12 protein-coding genes and 5 pseudogenes are annotated in these 14,094 nt (G+C 74.3%); 5 read left to right on the top strand and 12 right to left on the bottom strand.

Annotated elements, in window-relative coordinates; translation table 11 throughout:
- Nucleotides 1-50: 50 nt before the first annotated feature.
- A complete protein-coding gene (locus ACE7GA_RS10015; protein WP_376098985.1) occupies nt 51-437 on the bottom strand; it encodes an MAPEG family protein in 387 nt (128 codons plus the stop codon).
- A complete protein-coding gene (locus ACE7GA_RS10010) occupies nt 437-1,768 on the bottom strand; it encodes an aspartate aminotransferase family protein (RefSeq protein WP_376098983.1) in 1,332 nt (443 codons plus the stop codon). Before ACE7GA_RS10010 ends, ACE7GA_RS10015 begins: the two co-directional genes overlap by 1 nt.
- Before the next feature lie 78 nt (nt 1,769-1,846).
- On the opposite strand from ACE7GA_RS10010, the gene ACE7GA_RS10005 reads away from it, so the two are divergent.
- On the top strand, nt 1,847-2,488 hold the full coding sequence (locus ACE7GA_RS10005) for an arylsulfatase (protein WP_376098981.1): 642 nt from the start codon (nt 1,847-1,849) through the stop codon (nt 2,486-2,488).
- On the top strand, nt 2,488-3,060 hold the full coding sequence (locus tag ACE7GA_RS10000) for a GNAT family N-acetyltransferase (RefSeq protein WP_376098979.1): 573 nt from the start codon (nt 2,488-2,490) through the stop codon (nt 3,058-3,060). The genes ACE7GA_RS10005 and ACE7GA_RS10000 overlap by 1 nt, the downstream gene beginning before the upstream one ends.
- Here the strand turns inward: ACE7GA_RS10000 and ACE7GA_RS09995 are convergent.
- Both ACE7GA_RS09995 and ACE7GA_RS09990 read right to left on the bottom strand, forming a co-directional pair.
- Nucleotides 3,029-4,359: pseudogene (locus tag ACE7GA_RS09995) on the bottom strand (MFS transporter). The gene ACE7GA_RS10000 and the pseudogene ACE7GA_RS09995 sit on opposite strands and share 32 nt — an antisense overlap.
- A gap of 110 nt (nt 4,360-4,469) precedes the next feature.
- The gene (locus ACE7GA_RS09990) at nt 4,470-4,961 is read right to left on the bottom strand and encodes a YbaK/EbsC family protein (protein ID WP_376098977.1); all 492 of its coding nucleotides are present in this window, start codon (nt 4,959-4,961) and stop codon (nt 4,470-4,472) included.
- A 75-nt stretch (nt 4,962-5,036) separates the two neighbouring features.
- Between ACE7GA_RS09990 and hemW the strand changes: the two genes are divergently transcribed.
- The 3 genes from hemW (at nt 5,037) to ACE7GA_RS09975 (ending at nt 7,205) form a co-directional block, all read left to right on the top strand.
- The gene (gene hemW / locus ACE7GA_RS09985; protein WP_376100199.1) at nt 5,037-6,191 is read left to right on the top strand and encodes a radical SAM family heme chaperone HemW; all 1,155 of its coding nucleotides are present in this window, start codon (nt 5,037-5,039) and stop codon (nt 6,189-6,191) included.
- Between the two features lie 97 nt (nt 6,192-6,288).
- Nucleotides 6,289-6,630 carry a VOC family protein gene (locus ACE7GA_RS09980; RefSeq protein ID WP_376098975.1) on the top strand — a complete coding sequence of 114 codons (342 nt, stop codon included), beginning with the start codon at nt 6,289-6,291 and terminating at the stop codon, nt 6,628-6,630.
- Between the two features lie 215 nt (nt 6,631-6,845).
- Entirely contained in the window at nt 6,846-7,205 is a 360-nt protein-coding gene (locus tag ACE7GA_RS09975; protein WP_376098973.1) for a hypothetical protein, read from the top strand.
- 252 nt (nt 7,206-7,457) lie between these two features.
- Here the strand turns inward: ACE7GA_RS09975 and mdoH are convergent, their stop codons facing one another.
- The 8 genes and pseudogenes from mdoH to ACE7GA_RS09935 all read right to left on the bottom strand — a co-directional run.
- The gene (gene mdoH, locus ACE7GA_RS09970) at nt 7,458-9,077 is read right to left on the bottom strand and encodes a glucans biosynthesis glucosyltransferase MdoH (protein ID WP_376098971.1); all 1,620 of its coding nucleotides are present in this window, start codon (nt 9,075-9,077) and stop codon (nt 7,458-7,460) included.
- A 166-nt stretch (nt 9,078-9,243) separates the two neighbouring features.
- A complete protein-coding gene (locus ACE7GA_RS09965) occupies nt 9,244-11,427 on the bottom strand; it encodes a M10 family metallopeptidase C-terminal domain-containing protein (RefSeq protein WP_376098969.1) in 2,184 nt (727 codons plus the stop codon).
- 198 nt (nt 11,428-11,625) lie between these two features.
- A complete protein-coding gene (locus tag ACE7GA_RS09960; protein ID WP_376100197.1) occupies nt 11,626-12,675 on the bottom strand; it encodes a calcium-binding protein in 1,050 nt (349 codons plus the stop codon).
- Nucleotides 12,655-12,708, bottom strand: a pseudogene (locus ACE7GA_RS09955) (hypothetical protein); the annotation flags it as partial. The gene ACE7GA_RS09960 and the pseudogene ACE7GA_RS09955, both read right to left, overlap by 21 nt.
- A gap of 202 nt (nt 12,709-12,910) precedes the next feature.
- A pseudogene (locus ACE7GA_RS09950) lies at nt 12,911-13,129 on the bottom strand (calcium-binding protein); the annotation flags it as partial.
- Between the two features lie 80 nt (nt 13,130-13,209).
- A complete protein-coding gene (locus ACE7GA_RS09945) occupies nt 13,210-13,698 on the bottom strand; it encodes a calcium-binding protein (RefSeq protein WP_376098967.1) in 489 nt (162 codons plus the stop codon).
- 81 nt (nt 13,699-13,779) lie between these two features.
- Nucleotides 13,780-13,896, bottom strand: a pseudogene (locus tag ACE7GA_RS09940) (hypothetical protein); the annotation flags it as partial.
- Nucleotides 13,842-14,060 (bottom strand): annotated as a pseudogene (locus tag ACE7GA_RS09935) (calcium-binding protein); the annotation flags it as partial. The pseudogenes ACE7GA_RS09935 and ACE7GA_RS09940, both read right to left, overlap by 55 nt.
- Nucleotides 14,061-14,094: the final 34 nt, after the last annotated feature.

Genomic DNA, 14,094 nt, shown 5'->3' with positions numbered 1-14,094 from the left:
ACGGGAGCCGCGCCGTAACGACGCCGTGGGGGAAGCCCCGCCCGCCCCGGTCAGCGCAGGGCGCCGATGAGGCAGGTGAAGGACAGCGACGCGATGACCGCGAAGGTGATCGCCATGCCCGTGACGCGGAAGCGAAAGTTCTCCGGTTCCTGCGCGATGCCCAGCGCGTGGCTGACGCGGCCGGCGAGGAGCAGCGCGCCGGCGGCGTGCGCCGCCCAGCCCGCCATTCCCGACAGTTCCGCGAGGAGGAGGAGGAGCAGCGCGAAGGGCACGTATTCCGCGAAGTTGCCGTGGGCGCGGATGGCCCGTTCCAGCGTCCGGTCGCCGCCATGGCCGAGGGCGGTGCGGGCCTGCCCCCGCGCCCGGATCACCCGCACGGCGAGGCCGAGATAGACAAGGCCGAGCAACCCGGCCCAGAGGAGCGTGGCGCGGGGCATCAGGCGGCCAGCGCCGCATCGACGGCCGCGCCGAGCCGTTCGATGGTCAGGTCGATCTCCGCTTCCGTCGCCGTGTAGGGCGGGGCGATGAGGACGTGGTCGCCCGCGTGCCCGTCCGCGGTGCCGCCGCCCGGGTAGATGGCAAGGCCCAGTCCCAACGCGCGTTCCCGCACCGCCATGTTCAACCGGCGCGCCGGGTCGAAGGGCGCCTTCGTCGCGCGGTCCTCCACGAGTTCGATGGCGAGGAAGAGGCCGCGTCCCCGGACGTCGCCGACGTGGCGGTGGTTCCCGAAGCGTTCGGTCAGCCCCGCCTCCAGCCGCGCGCCCAGCACCCGCACGCGGTCCAGCAGCCCGTCGCGCGCGATGACGTCCTGCACCGCCAGCGCCGCCGCGCAGGCCACGGGATGCGCGAGGTAGGTGTGGCCGTGCTGGAAGGCGCCGGATCCCTCGCGGATCGGTGCGATGACGCGGTCGTTCATCAGGATCGCGCCGATCGGCTGCACGCCGCCGCCGAGGCCCTTGGCGATGGCCTGGATGTCCGGGGCGACCCCTTCCTGCTCCCAGGCGTGGAGGGTGCCGGTGCGGCCCATGCCCGACATGACCTCGTCGAGGATCAGCAGTGCGCCGTGGCGGTCGCAGATCTCCCGCACGCGGCGGAAATAGCCGGCCGGGGGCGGAACGCAGCCGGCGGTCGCGCCGACCACGGTTTCCGCAATGAAGGCCGCGACGTTGGCGGAGCCCAGGCGATGGAACTCCGCTTCCAACTCTCCCGCCAGGCGATTCACGTAGGCTGCCTCGTCCTCCTCGTCGCGCCGGCCGCGATAGGCGAAGGCGGGGGAGACGTGGCTGAAGGAACCAGCCAGCAGCGGCGCGTAGGGCGCGCGGCGCGCGGCGTTCCCGCCAGCCGCGAGCGCGCCGAGCGTGTTGCCGTGGTAGGATTGGCGGCGCGCGATGAATTTCGTCCGCTGCGGCTCGCCCTTCTCCAGGAAGTGCTGGCGGGTGAGCTTCAGCGCGGCCTCCATCGCCTCCGACCCGCCGGAGACGAAGTAGGCCATCGTCAGGCCACCCGGCGCATGGCCGACGAGGCGATCGGCCAGCGCCTCCGCGGCCTCGTTCGTGAAGAAGCCGGTGTGGGCGTAGTCCAGCACCCCGACCTGCCGCTGCACGGCGGCCACCACGTCCGGGTGGTTGTGGCCGAGGCAGGACACCGCGGCACCGCCGGAAGCATCGAGGATGCGCCGGCCATCGGCCAGGTGCAGCCAGGACCCTTCGCCCCGCACCGCCAGGGGCGGTGTCGCGGTCATCGTGCGGTGGAGAATGTGGGACGGCATGCGGACATGGTGCCCCGGCAGGGCGGGGTTGCGTAGGGGGCGCTTGCGGCCACGCTGCGCGCCCGCGACCGTGCCCCGATGCGTGTCGCCCTGATCCATGCCCTCCGCCACTCCCCGCCACCGATCGAGGCGGCCTTCGCGCGGCTGTGGCCGGAAGCCCGGCTGGCGAACCTGCTGGACGACAGCCTCTCGGCCGACCTCGCGCGCGACGGCGCGCTGACGCCGGTGATGACGGAGCGCTTCCTGACCCTGTCGCGCTACGCCGTGGGGGCGGGGGCGGACGGCATCCTCTTCACCTGCTCGGCCTTCGGGCCGTGCATCGAGGCCTGCGCGCGGGACCTCGCGCCCCGGCCCGTGCTGAAACCGAACGAGGCGATGATCGAGGAGGTCGTTGCCAGCGTCGGCGCCGGCGCGCGGGTCGGGCTGCTGGCGACCTTCCCCGCCTCCCTCGTCTCCATCCCGCCGGAGTTCCCGGCGGGCGTGATGGTGGTGCCCTGCCTGGCGGAGGGGGCGCTGGCCGCGCTGGATGCGGGCGACGCCACGGCGCATGACCGCCTCGCGGCGGAGGCGTCGCGGCGGATCGCGGACTGCGATGCGATCGCGCTGGCGCAGTTCTCCCTCGCCCGCGCGGCGCCGCTGGTGGAGCAAGCGACGGGCAAGCCGGTGTTCACGACGCCCGACTCCGCCGTACGCGCGCTGCGGCGGCGCCTGGGGGCGTGATGCTGCAACTGGTCCGTCCCGCGTCGGAGCACCTGCCCTCCTACGCCGCGGCGCTCGAAACCGGGTGGTCGCCGGACAACACGCGGCCCGAGGCTGCGGCGGAGCAGTTGGAGGCGATCGCGCGCGACCCCGCTGCCTTCATCGCGGGCCTGGAGGACCGGGAGGCGAAGGGGCCGCCGATCACCCTGCCCGACGGGTCGCGGATGCCGCGCCTGCCCGGCTTCCGGCGCTGGATGTGGGACGGCGCGTTCTGCGGCTCCATCGGCCTGCGCTGGCAACCGGGGACGGCGGCACTGCCACCGCACGTGCTGGGCCACTGCGGCTACGCGGTGGTGCCCTGGAAGCGCCGGCGCGGCTACGCCACGGAAGCCTTGCGCTTGCTGCTTCCGGAGGCGCGGGCGCTCGGCCTGCCCTGGATCGACCTGACGACGGATCCGGACAACGCCGTGTCCCAGCGTGTGATCCTGGTGAATGGCGGGGTGCTGGTGGAGCGTTTCGCCAAAGCCGCGGCCTACGGCGGCGAAGGCCTGCGCTTCCGCATCATCCTCGATCCCGCAGCCGCATCAGGCTGACGACCGCCGCGAGCGCGGCGAAACCGGCGCCGAGCCACAGAGCGTTCGTCGGCCCCGCCGTCATCGCCTGTGCCGACGCGCCTTCGGCGCCGCGCGCGAGCACCAGCGCCACCAGCACCGCCCCGATCGTCTGCCCCGACAGCCGCGCGGTGGAGAGCATCCCCGACGCACCGCCCGAGCGTTCCCGCGGTGCGGCCGTCAGCATCGCCCGGTTGTTCGGCGTATTGAAGAAGCCGAAGCCGCCGCCGCAGACCGCCATGCGCCAGGCGATGTCGAGCGGATGCGGCTGCGCCGGCAGCAGCGCCAACGCGACCAACCCCAGCGCGAGCGTCCCCAGCCCAATGCCGCAGAGCAGCCCCGCCGGATAGCGGTCCGCCAGCCGCCCCGCGAGCGGCGCCGTGACCGCCGTCGTCGCGAACCAGGGCGTCGTCAGCAGCCCCGCCGCCAGCGCGCTGAAGCCGAAGCCCGATTGCAGCAGGAAGGTGAGCGAGGCGAAGGCCAGCGCCTGCGCGACGAAGGTGCAGATCGACGTCGCGATGGCCATCCGGAAGGGCGGGATGCGCAGCAGGTCCAGCGGCAGCACGGGGCGCCGCGCGTGCAGTTGCCGGCGGACGAGCCAGGCGCCGGTGACCAGCCCCAGGGCGAGCCAGCCGATGATCGCCCTCGCGCCCTGCCCGTGCGCGATGCCGTCCAGCCCCAGGATCAGCCCGCCCAGAGCGAGCGCGGTGAGGAGGGAGGAGAGCCAGTCGAAGCGATCCCGTGCCCGAGGGGTCTGCGGCAGGGTCCGCAGCCCCACCGCGAAGGCCGCGATCCCGATCGGCACGTTGATGAGGAAGATCCACGGCCAGCCCACCGCGGACAGGATCGCCCCCCGATCGCCGGCCCCGCCGCGGCCGAGGTCGCGACGACGACGGCCACCAGCCCGATCGAGCGCCCGAGCCGGGCACGCGGCTGGATGTAGCGGACGAGGGCGGAGTTGATCCCCATCAGCCCCGCCGCCCCTAGTCCTTGCACGGCGCGGGCCGCGATGAGCCAGCCGAGCGAGTCCGCATAGGCGCAGGCCAGCGAGGCCACCGTGAAGACGACGAGGCCGGTGAGGTAGACGCGCCGGAAGCCCACGATCTCCCCCAGCGCCGCCAGCGGCAGCAGGGCGACGGTGATCGCAAGCTGGTAGGCGTTGACAACCCAGATCGTCTCGGCCGGTGCCACGCCCAGCGCCCGCCCGATCCCCGGCAGCGCGACATTGGCGATGGATCCGTCGAGGACGGACACCGCGACCGAGAGAAGGACAGCGGCCATCGCCCAAGTCCGGCGGGGCTGGGGCAGGCCGTCGGCCTCGGGGGCCTGTTCGTCAGCCTGTCGGGGGGCCTGTTCGGGGGCCTGTCCGGGGGCCTGTTTGGAACTGGGGGTCACCCGCGCGCGGCGACCTCGGCACGCCGTCCGCCGCTGATCAGCAGAAGATCTGCCGCCGTCGTCCGGAAGACGTGGCGTGGCGACCCGGCGGCGGCCCAGACGGGGTCGAGGGCGAACAGGTCCTCATCCACCAGCACGACGGGCGGGGTGGCGTGGCCGAGCGGGGCGACGCCGCCGATCGCGAAGCCCGTCGTCGCCCTCACCCAGGCGCCGTCCGCCCGCCCGATCGGCAGGCCGGTGAGGGCAGCGACCTTGCCCGTGTCCACCTGGTTGGCGCCGGAGGCGATCACCAGCACGGGGGTCTCCCCGCCCCGGAAGATCACGGACTTCGCGATCTGCGCGACCGTGCAGCCGATGGCCGCGGCCGCGTCGGCGGCGGTCTTCGTGCCGTCGGGAAACTCCTGCACGGCGTCGGCGTGCCCGGCCGCGCGGAGGGCGGCCCTGACCCGTTCGACCGACCCTGTCGCCTCGCCCGTCGTCGTGCCCATATCGCCCCAGTGCCTGAAAGCCTGTCCGAGAACGTGTCCGAAACGGTGATCGCGGCAGCCCCGGCCGATGCGGCCGTGGACCATCCGCTCGCCCTCTACATCCACTGGCCCTTCTGCGCGGCCAAGTGCCCGTATTGCGACTTCAACTCCCATGTGCGCGAGGGGGTGGATGCCGCAAGGCATGGCCGCGCCCTGCTGGCGGAGCTGGAGCACGAGGCGGCGCGGACCGGCCGGCGGCGCCTGGGTTCCGTGTTCTTCGGGGGCGGGACGCCCTCGCTGATGCCGCCGGAGGCCGTGGCGGCGCTGGTCGAGTCGGCGCGTTCGCTCTTCGACCCCGATCCGGACCTGGAGGTGACGCTGGAGGCCAACCCGACCTCCGTCGAGGCCGGGCGGCTTCGGGCCTTCCGGGATGCAGGCGTGAACCGCCTGTCGCTCGGCGTGCAGGCCCTGGACGCGGCGGCGCTCGGCTTCCTCGGGCGGAACCATTCGGCGGGGGAGGCGATCGCTTCGCTGGAGCATGCGCGCGCGACCTTTCCGCGGCTTTCCTTCGACCTGATCTACGCGCGTCCCGACCAGTCCGAGGCGGCGTGGCGGGAGGAACTGCGGCGCGCCCTCTCGCTCGCGGCCGATCACCTCTCGCTGTACCAGCTCACGGTCGAGCCGGGCACGCGCTTCGCGACCGAGCACGCCCGCGGCGCCTTCGCCCTGCCCGCGGACGACGATGCCGCGGCGATGTACGCCGCGACCGCGGAGGAAGCCGCGCGCTTCGGCCTGCTGCCCTACGAGGTCAGCAACTACGCCAGGCCCGGGGCCGAGAGCCGCCACAACCTCGCCTACTGGCGCTACGCCGATTACCTCGGCATCGGCGCCGGCGCGCACCAGCGGCTGACGCGGGGCGGCGCGGTGCTGGCGGCCCGGCGGCACCGGGCGCCGGAGGTCTGGCTCTCCCTCGTCGAAGCGCAGGGTCACGCGCGGGTGGAAGAAGCGGCACTGTCCAACGTCGAGCGCGGGCGCGAGGCGATGCTCATGGGCCTGCGGTTGACCGAGGGCGTGGACCCCGCGCGGATCGCGCGCCGCGCCGGCCTGGCCTGGGAGGCCGTGGTGGACCCGCCGATGCTCCAGGCGCTGCGGGAGGAGGGTTACCTGGAATGGCTCCCCGACGGCCGCCTGCGGGCGACGGGGGAGGGGCGGCTCCGCCTCGACGCCCTTCTGCCGGTCCTGCTGCGATAGCGCGGCGTGACGAGCGGCTGCTGACAGGAACTGTCATCGCCCCCTGCGACCTTGCGCCCGCCACCCACACGGAGCGAGCGCGATGTCCCACCCCCGCATGACCATCCTCTACGTCGAGAGCGCGCCGGCGAGCGCGGCCTTCTACGAGGCCCTGCTCGGGCACGCGCCCGCCGAAGCCTCCCCGGGCTTCGCAATGTTCCCGCTGCCCTCCGGCGGCGCGCTCGGCCTCTGGACGCGGGCCGGGGTCTCCCCCGCCGCGGAAGGCCGGGGCGGCGGCGAGCTCGTCTTCCCGGCGGAGGACGTGGACGCGGCCCATGCCGAGTGGCGGGCGCGCGGGATCACCATCCTGCAGCCGCCCGCCGACGCGGAGTTCGGCCGGAACTTCGTTGCGGCCGACCCGGACGGCCATCGCCTCCGAGTCATGGCACCTCCCGCCTGACCGGCTGGTCCGGCGCGGCGGTCGGCCGGGCTGCCCGCGGGCGCGAGGGGGCCTTCGGCAACCCCGCCCCGGCCGGGCCGGTCGACCTGCCGGTAGGCCGGCCCGTGGCCGGACACGGGCCCGAGCCCGGACGCTGACCGGAACGCCGCTCCGCCTATCGCGGGGATCGCCACGATCGAATGGCCTCGGCACTGCGCCGGCGCGACCTTCGCCGCATGCCCCGGACAGGCGAACGACCGATGTATGCCGCCGTCTTCCTGCTCTCCCTCCTCCTCGCGATCTGCGCGGGCGAGGCCGCGGCGCGCCGGGTGGAAGCGCGGGCCTCCGCGGCGGAGCCGCGGCGCGACTGCGTCGCGCTCGGCTACGCGGCCGTGGAGTCGATCGTGACCGAGGGCCTCCCTCGGGGGCGCGACCTGACCGGCGCCGGCTTCCTGCACGTCGCGGCGCTGCGGAACCGGCTCGCCCGCCCGCTCGAGGTGGAAGTCACCTTCGAGGCGTCGGAGGCGAGCGCGGCGACGCGGGAGGGGGCTTCATCCTGCCGCCGCGCGGCCTCGTCCGGGTGCCGCTCGGCGTAACCCCCGTTAGGCCGACCGATGGCGAGTTGCGGTCCACCGTCGTCGTGCGCTGCGCGGCGTAACGGGGCGGCACCGCGTTCCGGCACGGCGGATCATCCGGGGCCGGTTCCCCACCTCTGGAACGCCGCCCCGACCGGGTGGGCCTCTCCATCCGCCGGGAGAGCCGGCCGCTGCTCCCCCGTCCCGGTCAAACTCGACCCACTGCCGCCCGCGCCCTGCCGGCGGCATTGGGTCACTGCCGTGGCTCTTGCGTCAGGGCTGGCGCGCGCCGGCCTGGCACGCGACGACGGGACGCGCGGCGACGTCCCGTGAGCCAGCCCCGACCTCTTCCGGCGTCGCGGCGATCCCGCGCGCGACCAGCATGGCCGAGAAACCCGGCGCGGCCGTGACGACGCAGAGCGGCACGGCCAGCGCCAGCCCCGCAAGGAAGGGCAGGGACAGCAGCGCCGCGGCCGCCGACACCGACATCAGGGCGAAGAGGCAGATCACGCCGAGCAGCGTGTGCGGCCAGAGGAGGCGCGCCGCGTCGCGCCATGCCACGCCGCGGTCCACCCGGTTCTGCGGCGCCCAGGTCGCGCGCCGGCCGAAGGCGAGGAAGGCCAGCGCGATCGCCTTGTTCACGGTGGAGACGGGCTCCGCGAGGAGGCTGAAGGCGACCTCCGCCGCCGCGCCACGGAGGAAGGCCGCCCGGCCGCTGTAGCGCGCCGCGAGGCCAGGCTTCGCCAGCACCTCGGCATAGCCACAGAGCTTCGGCGCCGCGTTGCAGGCCCAGGTGAGGAACAGCAGCGCGGCCAGGGCGCCCATCGGTGTCGCCGCCCCGCCGCCCGTCACCGCGTTGGCGACCGCCGCGACGAGCATCACGACCCAGAGCGGCGCGCAGAGGAACAGCAGGATCGCCTGCGCCAGCTGCCAGCGGCCCATCGCGTGCAGGCCGGGCCCGAACAGCAGGTGGCGGTACTGCATGTTGCCCGCGCCCCAGCGCACGTCGCGCGCGAGGAACTCCGGCAGGGCCGGCGGATTGCCTTCCAGCGACCCGTCCTCGGCCGGCAGGCAGCGCACCTTCCAGCCAGCGGCGCGCAGCCGCACCGCCTCGACCATGTCGTGCGACAGGATGGGGGAGCCGTCGGGCAGCGGCGCCAGGCGGGCGTGCGCGCGGAAAGGCGCGATGCGGAAGACGGCGTTGTGGCCCCAGTAGGGGCCGTCATCGAGTTGCCACCAGCCCTGCCCCGTCGCCCAGGTCCGCATCCCCGCGCGCATGCCGAACTGGAACAGTCGGGGGAAGGCGCGCGGCGCGGGCCGCCCGACGATGAGCTGCTGGATGAGCGCCAGGCGCGGATCGGCCTCCATCCCCGCGACGAGGCGCAGGACCGCGGCCGCCGACATCTCCGAATCCGCATCGAGCATGACGGCGAGGTCCAGCCCCGCCGCGTGGTGGTCCAGGAACTCCATCACGTTCCCGGCCTTGAAGCCCGCATTGTCGGTCCGGCGGCGCAGGCGGACGGGGATGCGGCCCGCGCCGGCGCGGGCGGCGGCGAAGGCCGCGATGGCCGCGTCCTCCGCGGCCGCGAGGACCGGGTCGCGCGTGTCGGAGAGGAAGCAAAGGACAAAGCTCCCCCCGCGCCCGTCGCCTCCAGCCCGTCGAGCAGGCGCGCGAGGGGCGGCAGGACGGCCGCCATGTCCTCGTTGCGGACGCAGACGAGGATGCCGGTCCGGAGGCGCGGCCCGGCCGGAGGTGTCGCGACCTGCGGGACGAGGAAGGCCGGCGCGTCCTCCTTCGCGAGCAGGATGACGAGGCCGAGCACCGCGTTGCCCACGCAAATCGCCGTCCAGGGCAGGGTGACGAGGTAGGCGGCCGCGATCGCCATCTCCCACCCCGTCCAGCCGCCGGGCGCGACGACGCGCCAGAGCAGCGCCCACAGGCCGAGGCAGACGAGCAAGCAAAGCGCGGCGAAGGCGGCGCGCCGGAGGAGGACGGATTCGTGGGGCACGGACGCACCGTGTCACGGAAGGATGGCGAAATCGCGCCCGGCGCCGCCGCTCAGAGCAGGACGTCGGAGGCGGAGAGGCTCGTGATGCCCGCCAGGACGACGACCAGCTCGGCCGTCCCGTTCCCGTCGGCGTCGAGGGAAACGGCCACGCCGCCGGCCCGCGCCACCCAGGACACGGTCGGTATCCCGCCACCAGGGACGGGGCCGTTGCCGCCGAACGACACGTCGTATTCGCGGAAGTCCAGCCGGTCCCCCGAAGCCCCGTCGAAGTCGCGGATCACGTCCCGCTCGGCCGGGGCGGAGTCGAAGGTCGAGGCCCAGACGAACAGGTCGGCCCCGGCGCCGCCGAACAGGATGTCGGCCCCGAGGCCGCCGCGCATCGTGTCGGCGCCGGCGCCGCCGTCCAGCACGTCGCGCCCGGCCTGGCCGTTGAGGGAATCGTCCCCCGTCCCGCCGAGCAGCCTGTCGCCGCCGTTTCCGCCGACGAGGGTATCGCCGCCCGCGCCGCCGTTCAGGACGTCGTTCCCGTCCCGCCCGTCCACGACGTCCGCCCCGCCGCCGCCATCGAGCCGGTTGCCCCCGTTCGACCCCGAGATCGTATCGGCGAAGGCCGAAGCCAGCACGGATTCGAAGCCGAGGACCGTGTCGCCCGTAGCCTCCCCCTCGGAGCCGCGGCCGAGGATGAGGTCCACCGCGATCCCGGACGCAGCGCCCCGGTAGTCCGCCGTGTCCACGCCCCCCGCACCGTCGAGGAGGTCCGCGCCGGTGCCGCCGGCGAGCGTGTCGTTCCCCGCACCGCCCGTCAGCGTGTCGTCGCCGCCGCGCCCGTCGAAGAGCGTGCGCGTCGCGTCCGCAAGCATCGAGTCCGCGAAGGCCGAGCCGCGAACCTGCTCGATGCTGTCGAAGAAGTCGGCGGATCCGTCGCCGTCCTGCTGGGCCCCGAACTCGATGACGACGCCGGCGGCGCTGCCGCCGTAATCCGCCGTGTCCCAGCCGTCGCCGCCATAAAGCGCGTCGGAGCCCGCCCCGCCGACCAGCGTGTCGTTGCCTGACCCGCCGGTCAGCGTGTTCTGCCCGCCATTGCCCTCCAGCCGGTCCGACCGGCCGGAGCCGATCAGCGACTCCACGCCCGCCAGCGTGTCGCCCACCGCGTCTCCGGCGGTCCCAGTCCCGGTGAGGAGGCTGACGATCACCGCCCGCACCGATCCCTCGTAGGACGCGGTATCTCCGTCCGCCCCGCCGAGGATCCGGTCGGCCCCCGCGCCGCCCTCCAGCACGTCGAAGCCGGCCGCGCCGAGGAGGAAGTCGTCCCCGTCCCCGCCGCGCAGCGTGTCCTCCCCCGCCCCGCCCACGAGGTCGTCGCGCCCGGCCCCGCCGGCCAGCGAGTCGTTCCCGCCCTCTCCCGAAAGCCGGTCGTCCCCGCCGCCGCCGGTCAGCACGTTCGCCGCCTCGTCCGCGAAGATGACGTCGTTGAAGGGCGTTCCGGTGAGGTTCTCGATCGCGATGAGGACGTCGCCCTCCGCGAAGCCGCCCTCCTGCGGCTCGTCGCCGAAGAAGACGATGATCGCCGCGTCGGACGCGGCGTAGGACACGAGGTCGGTGCCCGTGCTGCCCTCCAACCGGTTCGCGGCGGTGCTCGCGACGTAGCTGTTGCCGGCGCTGGCCCCGACGACGTTCTCGAAGCCCGAGATGACGTGGGCCTCGCCGTCCACGCGGGCGACCCCGGTCACGAGATCCACCTCGAAGAAGGCCTGCAAGGTCAGCACCAGCGTGTCGGACCCTTCCCCGCCGTCGAGGGTGTCCGTGCCGCGTCCGAAGGCGTCGATCGTGTCGTTGCCGGCGCCGCCCGACAGCAGGTCGGCGCCGCGGCTGCCCGAAATCGAGTCATCGCCCGATCCGCCGATCAGCGTGTCGGCGAACCATGTGCCGCGGAGGAGGGAATCCCCCGAGGTGCCGGACACGTCGAACAGCACGCCCCCCGAGGTGGTGCTGTCGAACGTGCCACCCGTAGCCGTCGTCAGCCCGCCCGTCAGCTCCGTCCCGTCCTCCCGCAGGAGCCGGAAGGCCATGCCGGGCTGGTCGAAGACCGGGATGGACCCGCCGGGGCCGGCCTGCACGCGATCGTCCGGCCGGATCGTACCCGTCAGCGGCGTCCCGCTGGACGCGACGAGGAAGTCGGCGCTGTTCGCGGGGTCGTAGCCGGCCCCGATCGTGTAGCGAAAGATCCCGACCATGTGCCGTGCTCCCCGACCGCGGCGGCTGAGGCGGTCCGCCGACCGGCCCGGGACTCGAGCCTATCGGATCACCGCGCCGCCTTGCACATGACGAGCTTGTGTCGGCCGGCGCGCCGCATGGCGCACCGGCCGTCTGCGGGGCGGCGCTGGCCGCCACGCGCCAGGGGAAGTCCGGCAGGGCCGGGTCGGCGTTCCCCGCTACAGGATGAAGTCACCGGCCGAGAGGCTGGCCACGCCCTTGAGGTTGAACGCAAGGTCCAGCGTCCCGTCCCCGTCCGCGTCCAGCCGCACGAGCGTCGTGCCGTTCGCGTTGGACGACCAGGACACCGCCGCTTGACCACCACCCGGAAGGGCTCCCGTCCCGACATAGACCGCCCCGAAGGCCGAGAGATCGAGGCGATCGCCGGCGGCACCGTCGAAGTCCGTGACGAGGTCGCGCGCGGCCGGGCTGCCCTCGGCCACCTCCGTCCAGACGAAGCGGTCGGCACCGCCGCCGCCGGTCAGCGCGTCCGCCCCGAGCCCGCCGATGAGCACGTCCGCCCCGCCGCCGCCGTTCAGGCGGTCGTCGCCCTCGGCACCGTCGAGCGTCTCGGCGGCCGAGCCGCCGGTCAGCACGTCGGCAACCTGGCCGCCCACCACCTGCTCGATGCCGGAATACCGGTCGCCCTCGGCAACCCCGCCGCGGCCGATTCCGCGCGCGAGGTCCACCGTCACGCCTTCGAACCGCGCGGCGGCGTAGTGGACGAGGTCGATGCCGCCGCCGCCAACCAGGACGTCGACGCCGCCGCCGGCACGCAGCACGTCGTCGCCGTCGCGTCCGTCGAGCCGGCCGCCGGCGAAGCTGGCGGTCAGGTCGTCGGCGAAGGCGGAGCCGATGATGTTCTCGATCGCGGTGAGGGCGTCGCCCTCGGCGTCGCCGCCCGACTGGGCTCCCGTGTTCCGCAGGTCGATCCTGATGCCCGCCGAGCTCGACCGGTAGTCCGCGGTGTCCTGCCCGTCGCTACCGATGAGGACGTCGGCGCCCGCACCGCCGGAGAGGAAGTCGTCGCCGGAGTCGCCGTAGAGGAAGTCCGCGCCCGAGGAGCCGTAGATCGTGTCGCCGAGGAGCGAGCCGAAGACGCCGTCCACGCTGCGGAACCGGTCGCCTGCGGCGTCGCCCGCTGTTCCGCGCCCCGCGGCGAGGTTCACCGCGATGCCCGCGAGCGCGTCGGAGTAGGACAGGAAGTCCTCCCCGCCCCCACCATCCATGACGTCCGCGCCGGCGCCGCCGCGCAGGAGGTCGGAGCCCCCCGCCGCGGATCACGTCGTCCCCCGCGTTGCCGTCGAGGGCGCGGCCGCTGTCGCTGCCGATGATCGTGTCCGCCCCGTCGCCGCCGGTCACCGGGCCGACGGCGCCGCCGACGGCGCCAGCCGTGATGACGATGACGTCGTCGCCATCCCCGCCGTCGAGCGTGTCCGCGTCGTCACCGCGGAGCGTGTCGTCGCCGAGGCCGCCGCTGAGCATGTCGGCATCCGCCCCGCCGTCGAGCACGTCGTTCCCCTCGCCGCCCTCAAGGACGTCGGCGCCGCCGCTGCCGCGGATCCGGTCCGCCCCGTCTTCGCCGAGGAGCGAATCCGCGCCGTCGCCGCCGTCGATCGCGTCGTCGCCCGCAGCGCCGAAGAGTGTTTCCGCACGCGACCCGCCGACGAGCAGGTCGCCCATCTCGCCGCCGCGGACCTGCTCGAAGCCGATGAGGATGTCCCGCCGCGCGATGCCGCCGGCACCGCTGTCCTTCTGCAGGTTCACCGCGACGCCCGCGAACCGCGCCCCGCTGTAGTCGAGCAGGTCCACCCCGTCGCCGCCGAGGAGCGTGTCGCCCCCGCGCCGGCCACGACCGTGTCGTCGCCCTCGCCGCCGACGAGCTGGCTGCCGAAGTCGCTCGCGGTCAGCGTGTCCGCGAAGGCGGAGCCCAAGGCGACCTCGACCGCGATGATGACGTCGCCCTCCGCGTCGCCGCCCGAGGAAGGGCCCGTGGCGCCGAGGTCCACCGTGACGCCCGCCGCGCTCGCGCCGTAGTCCACGGTATCGAGGCCGACATCGCCGAGGAGGAAGTCGGCCCCCGCACTGCCCACGAGGAGATCCGACCCGGCGCCGCCGTAGAGCGAGTCCGCGCCGCTCCAGCCCTCGAGCGTGTCGTCGAAGGCCGTCCCGAAGACGCCGACGACGCCGACGAGCGTGTCGCCCTCCGCCTCGCCCCCGCTCCCGGAGCCTGTGGCGAGGCTGACGTTCACGCCCGTCGCGCCGTCGCGGTAGTCGGCGAGGGCGCCATCCGCCTCGCCGTCCAGCAGGTCGGCCCCGGCCCCGCCGTTCAGCAGGTCGAAGCCGGTGCCGCCGCGGAGGGTGTCGTCGTCCGCGCCCCCCGCAGCAGGTCCCCTTCGCTGCCGCCGAGCAGCGTGTCCTGTCCGCCCTCGCCGTCGAGCGAGTCGGATCCCGCCCCGCCATCGAGCGAATCATCCCCGAACCCGCCGAGGATGGTGTCCGCGCCGCCGCCGCCGAAAACCGTATCGTTCCCGCCGAGGGCGTCGATCACGTCGCCCGCATCGTCGGAGTTGATGAGGTCAGCCCCGGTCGTCGGGGTGGGAGAGAAGGCCATCAGTGCGCTCCGGTCAGATATCCGGCCCAAACCT

Origin of the sequence: Roseomonas sp. CCTCC AB2023176 (assembly GCF_042259275.1) — a bacterium.
Taxonomy (GTDB): domain Bacteria; phylum Pseudomonadota; class Alphaproteobacteria; order Acetobacterales; family Acetobacteraceae; genus Roseomonas.
Note: the sequence above shows the minus strand (reverse complement) of the source record. Positions and strands in the feature narration are given on the sequence as shown.